This window comes from Lutimonas saemankumensis (assembly GCF_020171465.1).
Classification (GTDB): Bacteria; Bacteroidota; Bacteroidia; order Flavobacteriales; family Flavobacteriaceae; genus Lutimonas; species Lutimonas saemankumensis.
On record NZ_JAIUZR010000004.1, the window covers coordinates 355,232 to 376,579 of the forward strand.

At 36.3% G+C, this 21,348-nt stretch carries 23 protein-coding genes; 9 read left to right on the forward strand and 14 right to left on the reverse strand.

What is annotated here, in order from left to right; genetic code table 11:
- Window positions 1-4: 4 nt before the first annotated feature.
- The 13 genes from LCM02_RS09330 to LCM02_RS09390 form a co-directional block, all read right to left on the reverse strand.
- Complete coding sequence (locus LCM02_RS09330; protein WP_224928538.1) at window positions 5-877, reverse strand: hypothetical protein; 873 nt, start codon at window positions 875-877, stop codon at window positions 5-7.
- 48 nt (window positions 878-925) lie between these two features.
- Window positions 926-2,431 carry an MATE family efflux transporter gene (locus LCM02_RS09335; protein WP_224928541.1) on the reverse strand — a complete coding sequence of 502 codons (1,506 nt, stop codon included), beginning with the start codon at window positions 2,429-2,431 and terminating at the stop codon, window positions 926-928.
- A 3-nt stretch (window positions 2,432-2,434) separates the two neighbouring features.
- The gene (locus tag LCM02_RS09340; RefSeq protein ID WP_224928545.1) at window positions 2,435-3,370 is read right to left on the reverse strand and encodes a glycosyltransferase family 2 protein; all 936 of its coding nucleotides are present in this window, start codon (window positions 3,368-3,370) and stop codon (window positions 2,435-2,437) included.
- 28 nt (window positions 3,371-3,398) lie between these two features.
- Entirely contained in the window at window positions 3,399-4,856 is a 1,458-nt protein-coding gene (locus LCM02_RS09345) for an oligosaccharide flippase family protein (RefSeq protein ID WP_224928549.1), read from the reverse strand.
- A 42-nt stretch (window positions 4,857-4,898) separates the two neighbouring features.
- A complete protein-coding gene (locus tag LCM02_RS09350) occupies window positions 4,899-5,945 on the reverse strand; it encodes a DegT/DnrJ/EryC1/StrS family aminotransferase (protein WP_317197457.1) in 1,047 nt (348 codons plus the stop codon).
- 50 nt (window positions 5,946-5,995) lie between these two features.
- A complete protein-coding gene (locus LCM02_RS09355; protein WP_224928555.1) occupies window positions 5,996-6,916 on the reverse strand; it encodes a DegT/DnrJ/EryC1/StrS family aminotransferase in 921 nt (306 codons plus the stop codon).
- A gap of 18 nt (window positions 6,917-6,934) precedes the next feature.
- Window positions 6,935-7,864, reverse strand: a complete 930-nt coding sequence (locus LCM02_RS09360) for a hypothetical protein (RefSeq protein ID WP_224928558.1) — start codon at window positions 7,862-7,864, stop codon at window positions 6,935-6,937.
- Window positions 7,865-7,869: 5 nt separating this feature from the next.
- On the reverse strand, window positions 7,870-8,289 hold the full coding sequence (locus LCM02_RS09365) for a sugar 3,4-ketoisomerase (protein ID WP_224928561.1): 420 nt from the start codon (window positions 8,287-8,289) through the stop codon (window positions 7,870-7,872).
- The gene (locus LCM02_RS09370) at window positions 8,279-8,686 is read right to left on the reverse strand and encodes a sugar 3,4-ketoisomerase (RefSeq protein ID WP_224928564.1); all 408 of its coding nucleotides are present in this window, start codon (window positions 8,684-8,686) and stop codon (window positions 8,279-8,281) included. The genes LCM02_RS09365 and LCM02_RS09370 overlap by 11 nt, the downstream gene beginning before the upstream one ends.
- A 414-nt stretch (window positions 8,687-9,100) precedes the next feature.
- Window positions 9,101-9,886 (reverse strand): sugar transferase, encoded by a 786-nt coding sequence (locus LCM02_RS09375; RefSeq protein ID WP_224928567.1) that lies wholly within the window; start codon window positions 9,884-9,886, stop codon window positions 9,101-9,103.
- 349 nt (window positions 9,887-10,235) lie between these two features.
- Complete coding sequence (locus LCM02_RS09380) at window positions 10,236-10,976, reverse strand: LuxR C-terminal-related transcriptional regulator (RefSeq protein ID WP_224928570.1); 741 nt, start codon at window positions 10,974-10,976, stop codon at window positions 10,236-10,238.
- An 18-nt stretch (window positions 10,977-10,994) separates the two neighbouring features.
- Window positions 10,995-11,735 (reverse strand): LuxR C-terminal-related transcriptional regulator, encoded by a 741-nt coding sequence (locus LCM02_RS09385; protein ID WP_224928573.1) that lies wholly within the window; start codon window positions 11,733-11,735, stop codon window positions 10,995-10,997.
- Window positions 11,736-12,070: 335 nt separating this feature from the next.
- Window positions 12,071-12,772 carry a queuosine precursor transporter gene (locus LCM02_RS09390; RefSeq protein WP_224928577.1) on the reverse strand — a complete coding sequence of 234 codons (702 nt, stop codon included), beginning with the start codon at window positions 12,770-12,772 and terminating at the stop codon, window positions 12,071-12,073.
- 128 nt (window positions 12,773-12,900) lie between these two features.
- On the opposite strand from LCM02_RS09390, the gene fabD reads away from it, so the two are divergent.
- From fabD to LCM02_RS09430, 8 genes are all read left to right on the forward strand, one after another.
- Entirely contained in the window at window positions 12,901-13,779 is an 879-nt protein-coding gene (gene fabD / locus LCM02_RS09395) for an ACP S-malonyltransferase (protein WP_224928581.1), read from the forward strand.
- Between the two features lie 9 nt (window positions 13,780-13,788).
- Entirely contained in the window at window positions 13,789-14,541 is a 753-nt protein-coding gene (locus tag LCM02_RS09400) for an enoyl-CoA hydratase/isomerase family protein (protein ID WP_224928584.1), read from the forward strand.
- Window positions 14,542-14,543: 2 nt separating this feature from the next.
- Entirely contained in the window at window positions 14,544-14,729 is a 186-nt protein-coding gene (locus LCM02_RS09405) for a hypothetical protein (protein WP_224928587.1), read from the forward strand.
- 40 nt (window positions 14,730-14,769) lie between these two features.
- The gene (locus LCM02_RS09410) at window positions 14,770-15,582 is read left to right on the forward strand and encodes an MIP/aquaporin family protein (protein ID WP_224928590.1); all 813 of its coding nucleotides are present in this window, start codon (window positions 14,770-14,772) and stop codon (window positions 15,580-15,582) included.
- Entirely contained in the window at window positions 15,575-17,062 is a 1,488-nt protein-coding gene (gene glpK / locus LCM02_RS09415; protein WP_224928593.1) for a glycerol kinase GlpK, read from the forward strand. The genes LCM02_RS09410 and glpK overlap by 8 nt, the downstream gene beginning before the upstream one ends.
- A gap of 68 nt (window positions 17,063-17,130) precedes the next feature.
- Window positions 17,131-17,526, forward strand: coding sequence for a hypothetical protein (locus LCM02_RS09420; RefSeq protein ID WP_224928596.1), 396 nt, complete (start codon window positions 17,131-17,133; stop codon window positions 17,524-17,526).
- A gap of 6 nt (window positions 17,527-17,532) precedes the next feature.
- Window positions 17,533-18,081 (forward strand): pyridoxamine 5'-phosphate oxidase family protein, encoded by a 549-nt coding sequence (locus tag LCM02_RS09425; protein ID WP_224928599.1) that lies wholly within the window; start codon window positions 17,533-17,535, stop codon window positions 18,079-18,081.
- A 1-nt stretch (window position 18,082) separates the two neighbouring features.
- Window positions 18,083-19,735, forward strand: a complete 1,653-nt coding sequence (locus LCM02_RS09430) for a glycerol-3-phosphate dehydrogenase/oxidase (RefSeq protein ID WP_224928602.1) — start codon at window positions 18,083-18,085, stop codon at window positions 19,733-19,735.
- A gap of 8 nt (window positions 19,736-19,743) precedes the next feature.
- Here the strand turns inward: LCM02_RS09430 and LCM02_RS09435 are convergent, their stop codons facing one another.
- On the reverse strand, window positions 19,744-20,739 hold the full coding sequence (locus LCM02_RS09435; RefSeq protein ID WP_224930202.1) for an NAD(P)H-dependent glycerol-3-phosphate dehydrogenase: 996 nt from the start codon (window positions 20,737-20,739) through the stop codon (window positions 19,744-19,746).
- A 110-nt stretch (window positions 20,740-20,849) separates the two neighbouring features.
- Here LCM02_RS09435 and LCM02_RS09440 point away from each other — a divergent pair, with 110 nt between their 5' ends.
- A complete protein-coding gene (locus LCM02_RS09440) occupies window positions 20,850-21,296 on the forward strand; it encodes a TM2 domain-containing protein (protein WP_262902505.1) in 447 nt (148 codons plus the stop codon).
- Window positions 21,297-21,348 lie beyond the last annotated feature (52 nt).

Here is a 21,348-nt window from a genome sequence, read left to right on the forward strand (position 1 = left end):
TTTCTTACATTTTTTTTGAATATTTCATACTAATTAGATCAAAATAAAAACGAGCATGAACAGGTATCCTTTTGATGAATCTAAAAATTCTCTTCTCCATAGAATCTTTTATCCCCGGCCGATAAATGCCTCGCAAATTATAATTTAATCTGATACTGTGCTGCTCGAATAAGTCAGGGACATCTTTATGCCATTTTCCTTGTGTTATGCCCGTAAAAATATAGGGGATTATCTCAAACTCGTTTAATTTTACCCAATGATTGTCAACAACATAGAAGTTATGTTTTAAAATCAATCCTCTTCTTGATCCAAATTCTTCGAATTCCCATCCTGATTCTTCATCTCTCAAGTATTGCAACAGAACTTCTTTTTTCCAAAAAGAAGCCTGTAAGCACGTCCTGTATCTTTGATTTAATAATGCAAGGAACAGCCCCTCATATTCTGAAGGATCAGATTCAGCAATTAACGATTGATCAGTCAAATGTATACAGTGAATACTTTCGTTTGAATCTATTAAACGTGCATATCTGGACACCAGATCATTTTTGACAAAATCTTTAAAAAAGTAATCTTCATGAAGATATAAAATCGTATCATCATCAATCATTTCCAAAGCAGCCCTTAATCTTTTGCCCCATGGCTCCTGATTTTCTCCTTTACTTCCTGACGAACATTTAACAGGAATAATATCAAGATCGTTAAATGAATAATCCTTTTTTTCTGTATTCAAATAAATCTTCCCATGATATTCAGGCCAGAAATATTTAAATAATGTAAAAAATGGATCCCAACAATCCTCATAGGAATCACAGGTATTGACAAGTATGGAAAAATCATCATTTAAACTTTTCGACTTTATACAACTTTCTTTAGACATAAAAATGTATTAAATTATTGCCATTCTCAACGTTTCACCGGTAACATTTTATTTTCTTACTAAACTTTTGATTACCGTATTCTCTTCTTTAGTCAAACCCAGCCACCAAACTAAAACCAGAAACGCCATAAAACTGAACAACAAAGTAAAAACAACTCTGATTAATTCATTGTTCATCAATACACTGGGTATTATTCCAATAGAATAGACTCCAATTGTAACAATAAAGCATCGAAGAACTACCTGTTTGAAAAATAAACTGATTGATAAACTGCAATTTACCTTAGCATAGTAAAGAATAATAATAGCATACAGGATTGAATAGCCTATAAAAACCAAGTAAATGGTTGGTGGCGGTAAATTTAATGAAAACAATACAACTGCTATAACAAGCGGTAAAGTATTCAGAATTGACGATGAAATATGAAATTTTCTGATTTTCCCAACTGCCTCTATTGATGAGTATAGAGGAATGAATAATTGCTCTATCAAATTTCTAATTAGTAATAATCTACAAAATACTATGGCATAAACTGGAACACTTTCTAACCATAGATCAAAAAGAAAAGGCATCTCAAGAAAAACAGGAACATATACAAAGAGTAATAAAAAATAGGAAACCTTACTTCCCATCAAAGAGGCATTAAGCATCAAACTTCTGTTCCCGGAACCTTCGCTTTTCGCAATTACAGGCTTTAATGCCTTTAACATGGTGGTAGAAAAAACGCCAAGTTGGCCACTTATTTGATTCGCAATACCTTGTGATGCATTCACTACAGGTCCAAAAAAACTGTTTAAAACTATTCCCTGTCCATAATTAGCTACCATGCTTGTAGATACTCCTAAAAATGACCATCCCGCGAAACTGGTCATTTCTCGAAACAAAGGTTTGTCGAAGTACAACTGAAAATTTATGGTTACTTCTCTATACCGACGATGACTGTATACCCTTTTTACAGCCAAAAACAATAAGGACAATGTCGCCATTAACATTCCATAAATGATCAACTTATCGTGTACTGTGTAGGTTATATAAAATGCAATTCCCAACTTTAATATTGATTCAAAAACTCCTAAAATTGCCACAAACAGCATGTTCTCCCGAGCATTGATTACGGCATCGTAAGGAACGGATATAATAGAAAAAAATGTACTTACTACCATAAAATGAAATATCATTTTTGCAGCATACTCTCTACTATCAGGAATTTGTAAAATATTTCGGAACAAAAAAAATCCAATTAGCTCAATGAATACAACAATTATAAATCCGATGATAAGATGTAATATGACACTAACATTAAAGACTTTTTTTTGCTTTTCTTCGTTTTCTTCCCCATGAGCAAATGACATAAAACGAAGAGAAGCTGAAGTCATGGCACTGTTCAAAAAAACCAACATTGCTATCATTCCCGCAACAACATTATAAATACCGAAGTCTTCCGTACCTAATGCAGCTAAAACAAGTCGCGTAACATAAAGAGAAATGAATACAGTTATACCCATTCTTGCATATAGAAAACCTGTGTTTTTTGCTACGCGCCTGGCTTTCATAATTTAAGATGATATTAGGGTCATTACTTTGTTTCTTATCCGAAGCACAGTTGTTCTGAGGATAAATAAATTCAACATTTTGGACAAAAAATTATTCCTGTTTCCAAAAAATAAAACCAACTGTGAGATCAATAAATAATTATAATAATGAAGAGCCATAAAATAATCCCGATGTTCCAACAAATAAGGTAATATTTCTCTCTTTATTAATTTCTCAGCATCCCTGAAATAGGATTTATTAATATAAAATTCATTTTTATTTATAGTATGAACGTTCGAACCATGCCTCCTGTAATTCACAACAGTGTCTTCAGAAAAATGAATTTTTATACCTTCGTTCACAACCTTGATCCAAAAAGGAACATCTTCCATTAGAAAATAAGATTCGTCAAAACCATTAAATCTGTCTAGAATTTTCTTGCTCAACATACACCCTGGGGCCGGTAATCCTGAACCGTGATATACAAGCTTTTTCTGATCATTTTCAGTTGCTGTTGAAATTTCAAGGTTCTGATAGGGAAAAATGTTTTTGCCCGACAGAATATTCACCTTACCAAATAATATTTCACAAGATGGATGGGTTTTGCAATAAAATACTAAATCCTCGATACAATTGTTCAATAAAATGTCATCCCCGGCAATAAATTTCAACCAATCTGCTGAAGCAAATTGGTATCCCTTATTCATGTTTTTGACAGTTCCCAGGTTTTCAGAACTTTTCAATATCATGGAATTTCTAAAATGACTTTTGTTTTTCTTCAGCCAACTTTCGCAGATGTCAATAGTTCGATCCGAAGAACAATCATCACTGATGATCAATTCTATATTTTTATAGGTCTGATTTTTTGTACTCTCAAGAGTTTCTAGTACATATTTTTCTGAATTGTAAGTAATTACTATAACTGAAGCAAGCGGTTCTTTAAAATTATCGTAAGTCATTCTTGAATAGAAGCAGGAAAGTTAAAGATTAATATTTTTTTAATTTACTTTTTAGTTGCATCAAAATACCTTGAATATCCAACCTTTTGTTTAGTTCATAATATGAAAAAACCGATGAGGAAATAATCAGTAGCGAACCCAAAAAATACATAACATGACTCTCAAAATTAATATAAATGAAAAAACCAGAGATTGCTATTAAAAATAGAATAAAAAATATCCGGAAATAATCTTTTGTGAAACTAAACTTATATAGAAAGTTTGTTATCAGTAAATTTTGAATAAAACCTAATAAGTAAGCCAGGAAAAAAGAAATGCCTAAACCAGTCAAGCCCATATACTTATATCCCAGGATATTTAATATGAAAAAATAAACCACCTTTATTAAGGAACCCCAAAAAAACCATTTTTTATCTCCTTTGGCAAGAAATATAAAACCCATTGACCAACTTCCAGATTTAAAAAAAATTCCTAAAGCAGCCCAATGTATCATTTCGGATATAGGTAAAAATTTATAGGAATACAGCAATATTATTCCCCAATCTATGAAAATAAGAAAAATGGTCAATAATGGGGCCAATAGTAAAACAGCAATTTCTGCCTGTTTATTTACTGTATCCTTCATATTAGTATTATCATCGATAACCTCAGAAAGTCTGGGGTAATAATCGGTAGCCATTGAATTTAAAATCATTCCTGTATATGTTCCAATTATAGCAAAACCAGCAGAAAAAAGTCCAACATCAATTACGTCACCTACCGAACTAATATAAATCCTAACTAAATAGGCCTCAATAATCGTTAAAACACCACTTAAACTCAAAACAACACCCATACTTATCATTGACTTTCCCTCCTTATAGATTTCATTTTTCGTAACACTTACAGACTCAATCGGAATCTTACGAGCGTAATAAAAAGATGATATCAAAGAAACAGCCGAAGACGTAATCAAAACTGGTACAATAGCGTCGATACCCCAAATGTAATACATTGGAACAGTTATAATTAATCCAATAAAGCTTCCTGTTAGATTTGCCTTTGCCAAATATTGAAGCCTTCTCAAACCCTGTAAAACTACGATCTGACCACTAAATAATTGATTCATTAAAAGGGTTAATGACAACCATTGAAAGGCAATCGTAAAACTATTGCTCCCAAATGCAAATTTACTTAGCCAAGGTGCCAGAAAAAATGTTATTACGGATCCAAGCAAGCCAGTCACCCATACTATTTTTCGAAAAACCGTAACGGTAGTCGATATTTTCTTTTGATCCCCTGTTGAATTGGCTGATGCAATATTTTTTATTGCACTAATCCCAAGTCCCATATTAGTTAACCTACTAATTATTTCAACCGTTGATCTTAATAATTCTAAGATCCCCATCCCCTTAGGGCCGATTAAAATTGCCACGAATTTAGATCTGATAATACTTATTAGAATTTGAAATACCTGAACACCACCGAAAAGGGATGTGGCTTTCATGATTTGTCTATATGAAGATTTTTGATGTGACAATCTATTTATTCAATTCCATTTATTGACGGCTTCAACAATTCTAATTATTTCCGTATTATGCAATACAGGACTCATTGGAAGACTGAGAACTTCTTGATGAATTTTTTCCGTTATAGGAAAATTAAGTTTGTTTAAAGTTGGAAAAGCTTTTTGGTGGTGGGGTGGAACCGGATAATGTATCATGCTTTCAATTCCTTCATTTTTCAAATATTCTTGAAAAGCGCCCCTGTTTCTTGACCTAATCACGAACAAATGCCAAACATGGCCATCATGCTGAAGACATTGAGGGAGCACGAGATGTTCATTTTTCATATCATTTAAATAAATTCTTGCAATATTCCTTCTTCTTTCAATGTCTTTATCTATCCTTTTAAGCTTTACTCTCAAAATGGCTGCTTGAATTTCATCCATTCTCGAATTTATTCCTTGAAAATCAAATCTATATTTCTCCTTAGAACCATAATTTGCCAAAGACCTAATGGTTTCAGCTAAAATCATATCATTTGTTGTTACCGCACCGGCATCTCCCAGAGCTCCCAGATTTTTACCTGGATAAAAACTAAAACCTGATGCATCACCAAGGTTTCCGGCTTTTTTATTTTCGTATTTCGATCCATGCGCTTGAGCGCTATCTTCCACTATAAGTAAGTCATATTTTTTTGCAATATCCTTTAACTTTGCCGTCATAGCATTCTGACCATATAAATGTACGATTAGAATTGCTTTAGTTTTTGGTCCGATAGATTTTTCGATCAATGAATCATCAAGGTTGTAGGTGAATAAATCGGGTTCCACCAAAATAGGTTTCAATTTGTTTTCAGTGATTCCTAGTATAGATGCAATAAAAGTATTGGCCGGCACAATAACTTCATCTCCCTCCTCTAACTTGCCTAAAACCAAATACGCCTTAAAAATTAATCGCAAGGCATCTAATCCATTGGCGACTCCAATGCATCTTTTTACCCCGCAATATCTGGCGAATTCATCTTCGAAATTCAATACCTCTTCTCCTCGTAAATACCACCCAGAGTCTACCACCCTTTTAATAGCCTCCATAATTTTAGTGTTATCGCGTGCATTAATTTTATGCAAATCCAAAAATTTTATCATATTTCGGTTTTTTGAATAAATTTTTGAAGAACAAAAGCAAAATAATCGAGATCTTCATCATTTAAATTTTGATGTAGAGGAATGAAAAAAGCCCTTTCACCATAAAAAACACTACACTCAATTCCATGTTGTTGAACAAACCTCTTCATTGAATCCAGATCAAGTCTTTCATCTTTAACCGTAAACATAAAAACACCCGGTACCATACCAGGAGTCATCATGAATCTTGGATGAAAACCAAAATCTTTAACCTTAGAACCCATTTTTATGTATATTTCTTTCCTTCTATTTATAATTAGATCGTGAAATTGAATATAGTAGGATAATACTTTTTGGACATATTCTAGTTTGTCTTTATTTAAATAATTATTTTTTAATTTGGATTTTAAGTTAGAGATCAATAACCCACCAAATTCTATGGGAAACATTTTTGGAAAACTATAAATTACAAATTCTCCAATCTTGCCTATTCGCCCTTTCCTGTCGCTTGAAAAAAAAGAATAAGCACAATCTTCAATTATGGGAATTTCCATTTTAGTTAAATTTTCCAGATTTTCATATGGAACTCCAAATTCATGGATAACTAAGATAATTTTCGTTTTTTCACTTATAACTCTTTTCCACTGACAAAATTTTTCTATTTCCCTAGTAACACATCCACTTATGTAAAAATTGTTTGTTGGAGTTAAAATTGCAACTTCATCCTCTTCCTTTAAATCATAATGACTCAGAGCCAAGCCCAAAGCATTTCTTCCACTTAATTGAAAAGAATAATTTCCGTGATTAAATCTATCTTTAAAATATTTATTAATACTTCTATCTAATTGAAGCCTATTATTAAAGTCAATATCTAATGCCCTAAAAGGTCCCATTCGATATTTCCAAGTACTTGAATTTGAAAGATTTGATTTTGACATCTCTTAATTATCTAAACGCTAAAATTCAAATTCAAAAGAATATCGTAAGGAGGATATGCCCTCATGACACTCTTTGAATCTAAGCAGGCCTTCATTAGGCTCACCCAATTCGGTTGATATTCCCCAATCAATTGTTTCAAATTCCAATGATTTATAATGGTTCCAAAGATTAAAAATTAGAAAAGTCATTGACTTTAAAGATCTGCCTAATTTTGTATCTCCTAAAAATGTTGCATAAACAATTTTCTTATGAGCTCTATAAATAATGGCTGATGCCACCACAATATTGCTCCCATCGAGCACCTGAAAGTAATCAATTGGCCAAATTTCATTTGTCATCAAAATATCAGAAAACTTCATATGTAAAGGTCTTGATCTGCTCTTTCTGTTTTCGAGAATCAAATTGTACACAACTTCTTTTTGGACCAAATCTTCAACTTGGCGAAACTTAAGATCATATTTAACCGCTTTTCGGTAGTTTCTTCTGGTATTTGCATCAGTGAAATCACTATTCCAACTTTTTAAATCTACGGAACAAGTTATTTCAGGGGTTTTCATTTTGAAATCAGCTCTTACCAATGAATTGACCATTTTAGAATTTATCGATTGATGATAAATATCTGGAGGAAGAGTTAACTTAAATCCTCTTAAATTATTTTTTTCAATATAAAGTTTTATTTCATTTACAAAATGATCAAATTGACTACTCAACACACTATTATGTCTAAAATGCAATCCTCCGAAAGGTGCCGAAAAAGGAGATAAAATTCTATCGTCCTTTATACCTGCGATCATGCCCAATTGAATTTTACTCTTATTATCCGGTAATAAATAGACCAATCTTTCAACTTTTTGCTTATTTAATTCTAGGAATACACTTTCCAGAAATGGATGTGGGGCACTGGAAAAACGACTTTCGAACTCTTTTTGATTTACTTCAAGGAGCATTGGTTCTAAAGTGATTTATAATTAATAAATTTATCATAATCTCTTATGTAGTCCTTTTCATCATATTTATCTGAAGCCAGAACCATTGAAATGGAGCCGGAAGAAAAATTCTCTAATTCTCTCCATAGTCCAGGAACTATATGTAGGGCTAAATGAGGCCTGTTTAATGAAACTCTCTTTTTGAAACGGCCATCATCCAATACAACGTCAAAACTACCACTTGCGGCAACCACCAACTGCTCTAACTCAAAATGGGCATGGCCGCCTCTTACTTCTCCACCCGGGATATCATATAGATAATAAACTCTTCTGATATCAAATGGTATTCCTCTACCATTCTCCGCTACCGTTGTATTTCCTCTATTGGAGTGTACAATTGATAAATCTATAACGGAACAATCAAAGACAGTTGAATTAGTGAACATTGTTTTTATAAGTTAAGTATTTATCAAAATCTCTAATATAGTCATTAGCGTTATATATATGAGACGTAACATGCAATGCCAAGGAGTTTGTAGAAAAGTTTTCTAATCTTCTCCAGAATAAGTTTGGTATATACAGTCCGTAATAAGATCTATTTAAGTTAAATTTTGACTCTTTATTACCATCATTCAGAATGACGTCAAAACTTCCTGATAAAGCAACAATAAATACTTCATTTACTTTGAAGGCATGACTTCCTCTAATCTCTCCTCCCGGTACATCGTAGACCCAATATGTACTAGATATTTCAAAAGGAATCTGACTGTTGTTTTCAAAAAAACTCAAGTTTCCTCTAGGATCTAATATTTTTGGTAATTGAATAATTTTTGGTTTTTTCATTAGGTTGTAATCTATATTGAAATATGCTTAGAGTTAAATTTTGACACTGCTTCGCCTCTATCAGACCCATCGAAACCGATGACTCTCAATCAATTAATTGGATGAGAAAATACAACAACATTCTCTTTTTCTACCCTATAAACGAAAAAAATAGTTGTAAATTTTACCAAAAACAGATATGTAATCAATTTCATTTGTAGCCATAGGGTTTGATGCCCATTTTTCAGAGGAATCTTCATTGATAATTAAAATTACCAAAATAGATTCTACGAACTAAAAAAAAAGAAATCTAAATATAGATTTGGAGTCAACAGTTGATAAAACCCGGTATTGTCAGATCATAAACAACTTATAGCATTTCAAAAAAATTAGGGAAAATGTTATTGTTAACTTTAATATGCCTTAAAAGTAGTTCTATCTTGCCTTTTCATCTGGATAAAAGACATGAAAAATTGTGTTCACAACAAGTTTGAAATCATAAAGAAATGATGCGTTTCTGATGTATGAAAGGTCATACCTTATTCTCTGATTTAGATCTGAAATACAAGAAATTTCTCCCCTGCATTTGTTGATCTGAGCGAGACCCGTAATCCCCGGCCTTACCCTGTGACGCAGGTAAAAAACATTTGAAATTTCGTTATATCTATTCGTCTCGGATATCATATGCGGTCGGGGTCCTACAACACTCATTTCACCTTTTAAAACATTTAAAAATTGAGGTAGCTCATCAATACTGTACCTTCTCATAAAATATCCCATTCTTGTTATTCTCTCATCCTCTTTAGAAGTTGGTTTTGTGTTGGATTCATCATTAAGTCTCATGGATCTGAATTTGTAACATACAAAAGGTTTCATATGCTCTCCATTTCTTTTCTGTTTAAAAATGAATGGGCCTTTCGATTCCAACTTGATGGCAATAAAAAGCAATGGTACCAGCCATGAAAGGACAAAAATTACAACAAAACACGAAACAATAATATCAAAAAATCTTTTGGGAAACTTCCAATATGAGTTCTTTAAATACTCATTCTGTGCTTTTATCATTCTTTCAATCGCCTCTTCTCTGATCTTATCCTGATTCTGGGTCTTGATAAAAATGTAAGAATCCGAAACTTGGTTATGATTATGTGGTTCTTTCACAATATTCATACTACCCTTAAAAATTTCACGTTCAACTAAGTCTTGGGTTAATACTTCCATCTTATAATACTTGAGAATTAACTAAAAACGAGTTGTGAAATTTGATACGAGGATTGCATTTAAATGCAAGAACAATAAAGTAATATTCTTTCATAGCGAGGGGATTAAAAAGTTCAATCGAATACCTTAGTATTCAAACATGCTCAAACAAGGTCAAAAATTTGATTGAAATTTTTTCCTCATCACAGCAATTAAGGCAAATGTATAAATAAAATCTGAAAAACTATGATTTTTTTTACTTAATTTCATTTTTTTTATAGCAAAGGCATGATTTTCATTGAGTTAAGTTCAGCTATCCATTTTACTTGTAGCCTCAGGAAGGGATTCCTATCCTCCCGTTTAAACAGATTTATACAATCCCGTTCTTCCTGCAAAAATACAGCAACTCTTCGGCAGAATGACTGCCGCTTTTTTTCATGATCTTTTTTCTATGCGAAGCAACCGTGTGCTTGCTGATACCAAGATTTGAAGCAATCTCAAGGTTTGTGGATCCTTTTTCTATTTCTGATATGATATCAAGTTCTCTTGAGGTAAACAAACTATAATTTTCCCCGTAAACAGATTTATTAAAACCCTCTTCATCAAGGTTTTGGGCAACAAAATTGAATTTGACCAGATCATTGTCTTCCATAAAAGAGATATCACTGACCTTTACCAAAGAGGAAATCATATTCCCATCTGAATCTGTTTCATATACAGAGGACTGACTTAGAACCTTAACGTACTCACCGCTTTTTTTCTGAATTCTAAAGGAAATATAAAGTACATTATTTTCATTTTCTCCGGGATTTACGCTGGTATGAAGTATTGTCGCCTTACCGATTTTGCTAACCATCTCCATGTCATCCGGGTGGATTTTCCTTAGATAGCTTTCAAGATTTAAATTTTTATCCTGATAGCCCAAAAAAGATAAAAAGCCTTTTTTGAAAGTCATCTCATTTAATCTAAAATCAATGATATACAAGCATTCTGTCTGACTGAGGAGTCTAAGCTCAATATCATCAAACGCTTCTCCGTTAATGTCCGCGGCCCTTAGATTTGCTGAAAATCTTTTCAGAAACTTATGAATATCCTCTTGATCTAATTTCATGTCTTATTAGCTAACCTCTCAATGTTTGATCCCATTTTTTTTACAAAAAACCCTGAGTTCTTTAATATCATTGCAATTTGATTTTAGAAAAATATTTTTTCGGTGAGTGGCAACTGTATGTTTGCTGATGTAAAAATCCGAGGAAATTTCATCATTTGAAAGACCTTTAAACATTTTATCAATCACCTGTAATTCTCGATCCGTAAAAATTATTTTGTCTCCATATACCTGTTCATTAACTTCTTTTTCATTTAGAAATGTCTCATCTATTTTCCATTCCACCGCTTCGGAATCCGTGGTAAAGGAAATATCGGTGTATTTGATCAAAACCTGTTCTAATCTGTCCTGATCATTTGTTTTATAAACGATAGTATTACTCAAAATGTTTGCATATTGCCCATTTGCCTTCCTAAACCTATAGGACATATTTAAAACATTCAGAAATTCAGGTACCGTAATTTTAATCAACTGACTAACAACCGACCTTACAATAGATTGAATGTAAGGTTTATCTTCTGGGTGATATTTATCAAAAATATCCTCCAGGGTCATTTCCTTTTCCTGATATCCAAATACTTTATCAAAGCCCTGATGAAAAATTATTTTGTTTAACGAGAAATCAAATAAATAGACACACTCCATGTTATTCAAAGGAAGCCCGTGATTTCTTTCATTCGGATCAATAGAAATCCCTTGTTTTTCGAATGAATTTTCAATTTCTGCCAGTAAACTTGATAAACTTTTGTGAATTGAGGACATAATATGAAACGGAAAAACTTCCTTCGATCTGATTTATTTTGATGCGCGACAAATTACTAAAATACTTTAGCGCTTCCTATACCCTCATGAGGGTATATTTTTTGCTCAACACCTGCTATTATTCATTTCATTGCCGAGAACCATGAGACAGGGACAAAAGTAAAGATAATGTCCGGAAATCATAAATAACCGGGCCATTGCCGCCATACAGAATTCCTTAACCTGCCCACTCAAGTGGAAAATTGTTAAGTACAAGGTATCCTTGTAAAATAATAATGACAATACCTTTAAGAAGGTATCTTTCATTGAATGTAAGTTAATTTAGAACTTTTCAACTACAGCCTGATCTCCTCATGAGCCTTGAGTCCGAAATGGGCTCTGAACCAATACACGAAGATGTAAAGAATAGGGGTATCGAACAAGGCTACTAAAAGTTTAAAAAGGAAGCCATTTAAGAGTAATACACCAAATAAGTCCCATTCGATTACACCAAAAGAGCAAAGCAAAAACAATACGGAAAAAGTATCCAAAAACTGAGATGTGATGGTCGAAAAATTATTTCTCAGCCACAAATGGCGCCCCTTTGTCTTTACCTTCCAGAAGTGATAAATTCTAATATCAACAAACTGTGCAACCAGGTAAGCCATTGCAGATGCAAATACCGCTAAAGCAGATAATCCAAATACAGTATGAAATACCTCATTCCCCACCGGAGACCATTCCGTGGCAGGGGCAGCATCCGACAACATGATAATAATCAGTGAGAAAGCTGATGCAAAAATACCCGTGATCACAACTTTATTTGCATTCTTCTTCCCGTAAATTTCCGAAATGAGATCGGTAACCAGAAAAGTAATTGGGTACGGAAGTATCCCTACGGATATTTCAAAATTATATAGCCCGAGAAAATCAAAGGAAAAAAACTTCTGAAAAATCAGATTGGAAACAACCAGGGAAGCTATAAATATCGAGGCGAGGATCAAATAGATATTAAAGGCAAGGTTTTTCTCTTGGCCGGATAAGGATTTTTCACTCATAAAACGAAAATAGGAAAAAGCAGACAATTATGATGGCTGAATTTCAATAAGAGTATGATTAGGATAAAAATCATTTAATTACTTTTGTATCGTTCGATTAACCTTTATAATAAGTTACGTATAATAATATGAAAGCATATATTTTTCCAGGACAGGGAGCTCAATTTTCAGGAATGGGGCTCGATCTTTTTGAAAGTTCCTCAGAAGCCAAGGAACTATTTAACCAGGCAAACGAAATCCTAGGGTTCTCTATAACAGATATTATGTTTGAGGGAACTGCCGATGATTTAAAACAAACCAAGGTCACTCAGCCTGCCATTTTTTTACATTCAGTTATTCTTGCTAAAACCCTGGGTAATGATTTTAAACCGGAAATGGTGGCAGGACACTCTTTAGGTGAGTTTTCTGCATTGGTTGCCAATGGTACGCTTTCTTTTGACAGTGCACTAAAACTGGTTTCTCAAAGGGCTCAGGCTATGCAAAAAGCATGTGAATTACAACCTTCAACCATGGCTGCCGTTCTGGGACTTGACGATAAAGTTGTAGAAGATGTGTGCGCCGGAACAGAAGGTATTGTAGTGGCAGCAAACTATAATTGCCCCGGACAGTTGGTGATCTCAGGAGAGATCGAGGCTATTGATAAGGCTTGCAAAACCCTTTCAGAAAAAGGAGCCAGAAGAGCTTTGGTTTTGCCTGTCGGAGGAGCTTTTCACTCTCCGTTAATGGAGCCTGCACGTGAACAACTTGCCTCAGCTATTGAAAATACAAGCTTTAAAGAACCCATATGTCCGATTTATCAAAATGTTTCAGCCTCAGCCGTAAATAACGCCGCAGATATCAAAAAGAATCTGATCGCACAGTTGACAGCACCCGTCCGATGGACACAGACCATACAGCAAATGATAGCTGATGGAGGAACTGAATTTATCGAATTAGGTCCTGGAAAAGTACTACAGGGGCTTATGCGTAAAATTGATAGAGGTGTTGCCACAAGTGGTATGAGTTAATCCATCGCCATGGCAGGATCAATCTTCACCCATATAGACCATTTTATTGCAACAGTAACCTTTTCCCATCCCAAAAGCAATTCGTTTCCGTCAGAACTTTTACAAAAATTGATCGACACCTTTGATCGGCTGAACACTGACGATAAGGTTAAGGTTATTTTACTTCAAAGTGAAGGAGATAAAGCCTTTTGTGCCGGAGCCTCTTTTGACGAGCTTTTGCAAATTGACAATGAAGCAAAAGGGAAAATCTTTTTTTCCGGATTTGCCAACCTGATCAATGCCATGCGCAAATGTTCCAAATTAATTGTCGGCCGGGCACAAGGGAAAGCTGTTGGCGGAGGGGTTGGCATCCTCGCAGCCTGCGATTACTGTTTTGCTACAGAGGCCTCGGATATTAAGTTGTCTGAACTGAGCATTGGAATAGGACCTTTCGTTATTGCTCCGGCCATTGAAAGAAAGATGGGGGTCTTTGCTTTCAGCGACCTTAGCCTTGATGCAAAAAGTTGGAAAACAGCCTATTGGGCGCAAAAATACGGTTTATTCAACAGGGTTTTTGAAAACATAAGGGATATGGATGAAGGAATAGATATTCTGGTTCATCAGCTTTCTCAATACAATCCCGAAGCACTTATAGAAATGAAAAAGATTTTTTGGCAGGGAACAGAACACTGGGATAAGCTCTTGATCGAAAGGGCAGAGATCAGCGGAAAACTGGTTCTTTCAGAATTCACAAAAAAGGCGCTCAGTAAATTTAAACCTTAATCATGATGAAACTCCTTCTTCTCATTTTGCTATTGCTTCAGGTTGATATTGAAGAAAAAATAAAAAATGCCCCGGACAGGGGTTATGAAATTGGAGTTGCTATTGGAACCTACCTTCCGTTTGTGGTCCTTGTTATCATCGCTTATATTCTATTTTACAAATTCAAAAACAGAAAAGATCTGGATTAATAAAAATTCGTAATTTGTCGTATCAACAATTACAATCTTTATGTCAGAGTACTTAGCTGAATTTTTAGGCACTTTTTTTCTTATCCTTATTGGAGGTGGAGTTGTAGCCGGTGTTATTTTAAAAGACTCCAAGTCTTTTGGTTCCGGCTGGAACACCATTGTAATAAGCTGGGGGCTCGCAGTAACTTTTGCCATTTACGGAGTCGGAAGTATCAGCGGGGCCCATATCAACCCTGCCGTTACACTTGGTTTTGCCTTCGTTGGTGAATTTCCCTGGGAAAAAGTTCCGGGTTATATGCTTTCACAAATTGGAGGAGCCTTTACGGGGGCAACCATCGTATGGATCTTTTATATCCCCTTGTGGTCCAAAACAGATGATCCGGTTTCTAAATTAGGCTCATTTGCAACCATTCCGGCCATCAGATCTTACCTGCATAATCTGATAAGTGAGATCATAGGTACAGCGGTTCTCATATTTAGCCTGCTCTTTATTGGAACAACCAATTTCACCGAAGGGCTGAATCCATTGGTCGTTGGGGCATTGATTATGGTCATCGGTTTTGCTTTGGGAGGAACAACAGGATTTGCTATTAATCCGGCGAGGGATTTTGGTCCGAGACTGGCACATTTTCTATTACCCATCAGTGGAAAGGGAAGCTCTGACTGGAATTACGCCTTCGTACCAATTCTTGGGCCGATCGTTGGGAGTTTTTTAGGGGCCTCCTGCTATCAGTTATTCTATAAGAATGATTTTCAGATCCAATACGGTATTGTGATGGCTCTTGTAGCCGGAATCCTCATCGCCGCAGTGGTCAATAATATCCAAACTCAAAAAAAACAGAGGAATGGCTAAAAAATACATACTCGCCCTGGACCAGGGAACGACAAGTTCCCGCACAGTATTGTTTGATGACAAGGGGAAGATCTGTGGCATTTCTCAAAGAGAAACAGAACAGATTTATCCCAAACACGGATGGGTTGAACAAAATGCTGTTGAAATCTATCAGTCTCAACTTGAAACCATGCATAAGGTGATTCGAGATAACAACATCGATTTTGAGGATATATTGAGTATTGGAATCACGAACCAGAGGGAAACTACTGTTGTTTGGAACAAAAAGACCGGAGAACCGGTATACAATGCCATTGTTTGGCAGGATGTCCGTACAAGCAAGTACTGCAAGCAACTTAAAAAAGACGAAACCCTAAACTCCTATATTCAGGAAAATACGGGCCTCGTAATTGACTCCTACTTCTCCGCGACAAAAGTAAAATGGATCCTTGACAATGTTCCAAAGGCACGGATAATGGCTGAAAAAAATGAACTTCTTTTTGGAACCGTTGACACCTGGCTTTTATGGAACCTGACAAAGGGCAAAGTGCATGCCACAGATTATTCCAATGCCTCCCGAACTATGCTTTATAACATTGTAAAACTGGATTGGGACCTACACTTACTCAATAATTTCGAAATCCCTGCCTCGATGCTTCCTGAAGTCAGGTCTTCAAATCATCACTACGGGAACTTTGAATTCGACAATCATAAAATACCCGTTACGGGAATTGCCGGGGACCAGCAGGCCGCGCTCTTTGGCCAGGCATGTTTTGAAAAAGGTGAGATCAAAAACACCTATGGAACCGGTTGTTTTCTCCTGATGAATACAGGTTCAAAACCAAAATTTTCAGAACATGGCTTACTGACAACCATAGCCTGGGGCCTTGATGGCAAAATCGATTATGCCCTTGAAGGAAGTGTCTTTATCGCCGGGGCGGCAATTCAATGGCTCAGGGACGGGTTACAATTGATAGACAACGCTAAAGATTCTGAATATTTCGCAACACAAGTAAAAGAAGACAGTTCAGTGTATGTGGTTCCGGCCTTTGCCGGATTAGGTGCACCCTACTGGGATATGGATGCAAGAGGTTCCATATTCGGACTGACAAGAGATACCGGAAAGAACCACCTGATCAAAGCAACACTGGAGTCTTTGGCATACCGAAGTAAAGATCTGATCGTATCGATGGAAGAGGATTCCGGTGTAAGACTTGCCTCCCTTAAGGTTGATGGTGGAGCCTGTGCCAACAATTATCTGATGCAGTTTCAGGCTGACATACTGGATACCCCGGTGGAACGTGCCGAGATCATTGAATCCACGGCCCTGGGTGCAGCTTATCTCTCAGGTATAGGAGTAGGCCTTTGGAAAAAAGAAGATATTTTAAAAAACAGAAAAATACAAAAAGAGTTTCAACCCGAAATGGATGCCGTTAAAAGAAAAAAACTCTACGCCACCTGGAAAAAAGCTGTCTCTCGTTCCATGGACTGGGAAGAGTAACGCAGCAGGAATAAGAAACCGAAAAAGGTAAAAGGAAGCCGTAAGAAATGCTTCAAACAAAATTATCAATGAAAAAAGACATAGAAATTCCAAAAGTTGAAAATGTGTTTATGGCAGTGAGCCAGGAATATAATGAAGCTTTTAAATCAAATGATCAATACGTTTATCTGATCAATAAAAAAAACGTTGATCTGGAAATGGTTCTGATCGTCTCCAAAGGAACAGACAAAAACAGGGAAACCTCGGTCATGAGGCATAAGATAGAAAAACTACCTGCACAATCAGCTGCCAAAGTAGAATTAATGCTTGAAGATGTTTTATCGCTTGACAATCATTTTAAAGTTACTTTTTTCGAAAACAACCGCATGTTCGAAAAAGAGTTCGTTTTAAAGAAAAACAGCTTAAAAGAAGGTGCTCTCAGACATATTGATATTCTCAATAAAAGGGGAGTCCTCATTAAATAAAATAGTATGGCAAATCAATCCGATCATATCAGCAAACGTATTCAGAAATTTATCAGTAAACAGAAAATTTTCTTTGTCGCCACAGCCACTGAAGAAAGCCGAATCAATCTGTCTCCCAAAGGCATGGACAGCTTTAGGGTTCTCAACGAAAAGAAAGTCCTCTGGCTCAACCTTACCGGAAGCGGGAATGAAACCGCGGCTCACCTCAACGAGAATGGTCGCATAACGATTATGTTCTGTTCCTTTGAAGGTGCCCCGAATATCCTAAGGCTCTATGGGAAGGGAACCGTAATCCATCCCAATCATAAAGACTGGTCCAAAAGCATTGACCTGTTCCCGAAACTCGCCGGAACCCGACAAATAATTAGTATAGATATTGAAATGGTACAGACCTCCTGCGGCATGTCCATTCCCTACTTCGATTTTAAAGGAGAACGTCTCGAACTCGATGAATGGGCCGAAAAAAAGGGTGAAGAGGGTATCCGTCAATATTGGAAAGATAAAAATGAAACCAGTATAGACGGGATCCCTACCCGGATTGAGGAGGGTTATTAACATGCCCGCTTTCTCGAATAAATACCGTCTTGAATTCCATGAAAAGTTGAAAAATGAATCCTTCGACCTGCTTGTGATTGGTGGTGGCATCACCGGAGCAGGAATTGCTTTGGACGCTGTATCAAGGGGTTTAAAAGTAGCCCTTGTGGAGCAAAATGACTTCTCTTCCGGTACAAGCTCAAAATCGACAAAGTTAATTCACGGGGGGCTTAGGTATTTAAAACAATTCGACCTGTTTCTGGTGCATGAAGTAGGATCGGAAAGGGCAATTCTTCATAATTTGGCCCCTCATCTGGTGGTACCGGATAAAATGATACTACCTATAATTGAGAACGGGACCTATGGCTCTTTTCTCACCTCCATAGGTTTAAAAATCTATGATCTGCTTGCCAATGTTGAAGGAGATGACAAGCGAAAAATGCTGGATAAAGAAACCACTCTTAAGCTTGAACCTCTTTTGCCTGATCAAATTCTTGAAGGAGCTGGCTATTATGCGGAATATCGAACCGATGACGCCAGACTGACCATTGAGGTCTTAAAAACTGCTGTTCGGGAAGGTGCAATAGCTATCAATTATGCAGAAGTTAAGTCACTTATTTATCATCACGACCATGTCAAAGGCGCCTTGGTTTATGACAAATTTCTTAAAAAAGAATATCAATTAAATGCCAGTTATGTAGTAAATGCAACAGGACCGTGGGTGGATGACCTCCGCGAGTCTATGGACCCTCAGGCGAACCCGTCAAAACGGCTTCAGCTGACCAAAGGAGTACATCTGGTATTCCCTCATGAAAAGCTACCTGTTAAACAATCTATTTATTTTGATGTACCTGATGGAAGGATGATCTTTGCTATACCAAGGCACGGAGTTACCTATGTGGGAACCACGGATACTAAATTCGAAAAGGAACCGGAAGCAGTGGACGTAAAAAATGAGGATGCGATTTACCTGGTTGAAGCGGTAAATAACATGTTCCCCGAAATTGAATTAACACTTGAGGATGTCATATCTAGTTGGGCAGGGCTGCGGCCACTGATCTGGAAGGAAGGGAAATCAGCAAGTGAATTATCACGGAAAGATGAGATCTTTGAATCCGATTCCGGTTTAATTTCAATTGCCGGTGGCAAACTCACCGGCTACCGGAAAATGGCAGAACGCGTTGTTGATGTAGTCAGTAAAAGAGCGCAAAATGACTATAACGTAAATTTGAGATCGGTACAAACCGAAAACCTGAAACTGACCGAAAATTCATTTACAGATTACCAGGAGGTAAAGGCTTACGTCAAAGAAATATTTCCTTTATGGAAAAAGTATAATGTGTCAAAAAAGTCCGTTAAATCGCTGGTTCACCGCTATGGCAAACAAACCGAACTGATCTTCCATCGCTTTAAAGGATCAGACGAAAAAAACACCTTGATCAGATTGGGAATTGCCGAACTCCAATACTGTATGGACCATGAAATGATTGTAAAACCCCTTGATTTTTTAGAGAGAAGATCGGGCAAACTCTACTTTGACCCCATAGACCTAAATTTGCTTGTGGTACCGGTTCTGAACCTATTTTCCGAAACTTTTAATTGGGATGAAAATACCTGTCAAAAGGAAAAAGAAATTCTTGAAAAAGCCATTCAAAAGAGCAAAATCTTTACCTAAAACCGAAATCAATTGAGAATATCGGTGAGCTTGCTAAATTCCTTTTTTGCATCCTTGTTTTCGTACAGGATTCTATAAACTGTATCGATAATGGGAGTTTCTGCCTTGTTCTTTTTATTCAGCTTATACGCACTTTTGGTGGCATAGTATCCCTCGGCAACCATGCTCATTTCAAACATAGCTGATTTTACCGTATAACCTTTCCCAATCATATTTCCGAACATTCTGTTCCGGCTGAAGGTGGAATACCCTGTTACCAGTAAATCTCCCAAGTATGCGGAATTATTGATGTTGCGTTTCATCTTATGGATTTTTTTGATAAAACGTTTCATTTCCCTGACCGCATTTGACATCAGTACAGCCTGAAAATTATCCCCGTAGCCAAGGCCATGGGCTATTCCGGCAGCAATGGCAAAAATATTCTTGAGCATGGCAGCATATTCTGTTCCTATGATATCATCTGAAATTTTCGTGTTGATATAACGACTGTTCAGTTTACCAGCCAGAATTTCCGCTTTGTTCTCATCCTGACAGGCAATGGTGAGATAAGAAAGTCTTTCCATTGCCACCTCTTCAGCATGGCATGGGCCGGTAATGACCCCGATATTTTCAAAAGGCACACCCAAGACATTATGAAAATGTTCCCCTACAATAAGGCCTGATTCCGGAACAATACCTTTAATGGCCGAGAATATGATTTTATCCTTTAGCGGGACCTTGATCTTGTCCAGCTCTGACTGCAGAAAAGCTGATGGAACGGCAAAGATTAAATAATCAGCATAGGCTATAATCTCATTTATATCTTCCGAAAAGTGCAATTTTTCAGGATCAAAATAGGCTGAACTTAAATAATTCGGATTGTGCTTGTTCCTTTTAATATGTTCAATGATATAATGGCTTCGCATATACCAGCCCACTTCTGAAATGTTCTCGCATAACATCTTCACGATTGCCGTTGCCCAGCTTCCCCCACCGATAACTGCCACTTTTTCTTTGCTTTGCATAAATTGTCCCTTATCCTCCAAAAGTAGTAAAATTTAAAGAACCTCAAAGAATAGGAATTGATTATTAAAATCTTTAAATTTGAGAGAATCCACTTCAAAAAATAAAGGCAATGGATACATCAGATAACAAAAAAGATCCTATCAAAGATCTGAAAAAAGAGATCGGGGAAAGTGCCAAAAAAATAAAGGAAAAAGCGGGTAAAATAGCCAAGGAAATCGATGAAAACACCCAGGATTTTCAGGAGGAAGTGAAAAGTACCGCTTCAGAATTCTCTGAAAGCGCAAGGGAAGCTTATCAACAAATAAGTACGGAAAATGAAAGCAAAAGGATCGTGGCAGGTATCGTGGCCATTATTTTCGGGGCCCTTGGTATTCATAAATTCATTCTGGGCTATCAGAAAGAAGGATTAATAATGCTTGTCATCAGTATGCTTAGCCTGGGATTTCTCGCCGGACTTGTGGCTCTTGTTGGGCTTATTGAAGGTATTGTATACCTCACCAAATCGGATGAGGAATTCTACCAGACGTATCAGGTAGGAAGAAAACCCTGGTTCTGAACAAGGCACTCAGGGATTAGTCAGCAAAATTGAACTCAAAAAGGACCCTGAG